The organism is Symbiopectobacterium sp. (assembly GCF_051710365.1).
Lineage (GTDB): Bacteria > Pseudomonadota > Gammaproteobacteria > Enterobacterales > Enterobacteriaceae > Symbiopectobacterium.
The window spans coordinates 1-1519 of the sequence record NZ_JBPETA010000350.1 but is presented as its reverse complement, the minus strand read 5'-3'; the positions used below and the strand labels follow the sequence as shown (position 1 = coordinate 1519).

1 protein-coding gene, 1 tRNA gene and 1 pseudogene are annotated in these 1519 nt (G+C 36.8%); all 3 read right to left on the bottom strand.

Features of this window, described 5'->3' with window-relative positions; translation table 11 throughout:
- Window positions 1–107: 107 nt before the first annotated feature.
- The gene (locus ACTBDZ_RS17720; RefSeq protein WP_438816260.1) at window positions 108–380 is read right to left on the bottom strand and encodes a Flp family type IVb pilin; all 273 of its coding nucleotides are present in this window, start codon (window positions 378–380) and stop codon (window positions 108–110) included.
- A 906-nt stretch (window positions 381–1286) separates the two neighbouring features.
- Window positions 1287–1363, bottom strand: a tRNA-Asp gene (locus tag ACTBDZ_RS17715).
- Between the two features lie 46 nt (window positions 1364–1409).
- Window positions 1410–1519 (bottom strand): annotated as a pseudogene (locus ACTBDZ_RS17710) (IS5 family transposase); the annotation flags it as partial.

The following is a 1519-nucleotide window of genomic DNA, read 5'->3' as shown; positions in this document are numbered from 1 at the left end:
TCAAGGTTACGGATGGTAACGTGGGGAGTACTCATGCTGATTGGTCTGCAAAAAGCAGTAATAAATTCAGAACTTCAGAATACTGTCAAGTCCCGAAAAAAGAAAAATCAGGTGCGGAATGACGGTTCACAAGACCATCGTTGATGTTCTCGGCGAGCGATACCGTCGAATTTATTCTTAAAGTAGGTGCGGAATGACGGTTTAACCGGTCCACTATCGCCAAAAATAACCGCAACCACCGCAGCAACGCCCGCGGCCACAATAGCATATTCAACAGCGGTTACCCCGCGCTGATCATTTTTAAAATTATGCATTGCTTCAGTAAAATACACATAACTCACGATTGATTTTCCCTGAACATAGCTTGCTAAAGAATACATAACAATCCTCTCCATTTATTAACGCTATTATTTCACCATGTCTTTTTTCGACTTGGTAATGTTCAACACTCAACTATTTTGCGGGGATTTTATAACATCTCTTTTTCGCCATTAACAATGGCAACATTTACAAATAAAAACCAAAAAACAATTGTCAAAACCTATCAATTAACAAAGCACTAGCAAAAATAAAAAAATAATAAGATTTTTCTTACTTATGAAAAGCACACACATAAAACAAACAACAATTAATATTACCTTTCTTCAAACACACGATAAGAATAACCAACAAAAATAAATCAGATAGATATTCATTCATATAAGCATTAAAAATACGATCTATATACATCATCTCATTATAAAATGAATGAGAAATCAACATTTAGCAGTTCACACTAAACATTCAAAGACAAAAGAATAAAATATCGATCTTTATAATAAAACAATAAGTGAAAATAAGCGGACAAGCAGAGAAATGAGAGGGTGAGTCATCCATATGCATGTTATTTATGTGACACCAGATCATTCTATCAGGGATAATAAATTGTTTTATTGTTGATTTATTAGCATTCAAACGTAATAACAAGCGCAGACAGTGGGTAACGCACATGATCTTCAGCAAAGGAGACATTGCATAAACTGAGAAAATAAAACATAAATTATCTGTTCAAAACTCTTATAATCGATAATATCTAACACGGTGGGGAACCCACTCATTCACACGATATAATAAATAGATTTCATCTAGCCAGCGCTAAAAGCAAGTATCGAGGCTAATACTTAGCATTTTCAACGCAAGAAATGCTACACCATTTCGTTTTCTTTACTGTTGATAAATTCAACACACATCGAAAAAGCAAAAAAAATGCTGATATAAGCGAACTTATATCAGCATTTTTTAGTTATTGGCGGAACGGACGGGACTCGAACCCGCGACCCCCTGCGTGACAGGCAGGTATTCTAACCGACTGAACTACCGCTCCCCATTAACATGCCCTTGCGAGCGGGATGAATACTAGGCTGTGTCCCTTAATTGCGTAACCGGTGGTAAAACACGCGGATGCAGCCCAGTTTCACCATTGCTAGATAGTTTCTTGCCGTTTTTTCATAACGTGTGGCGATCCGTCGATATTCCTTTA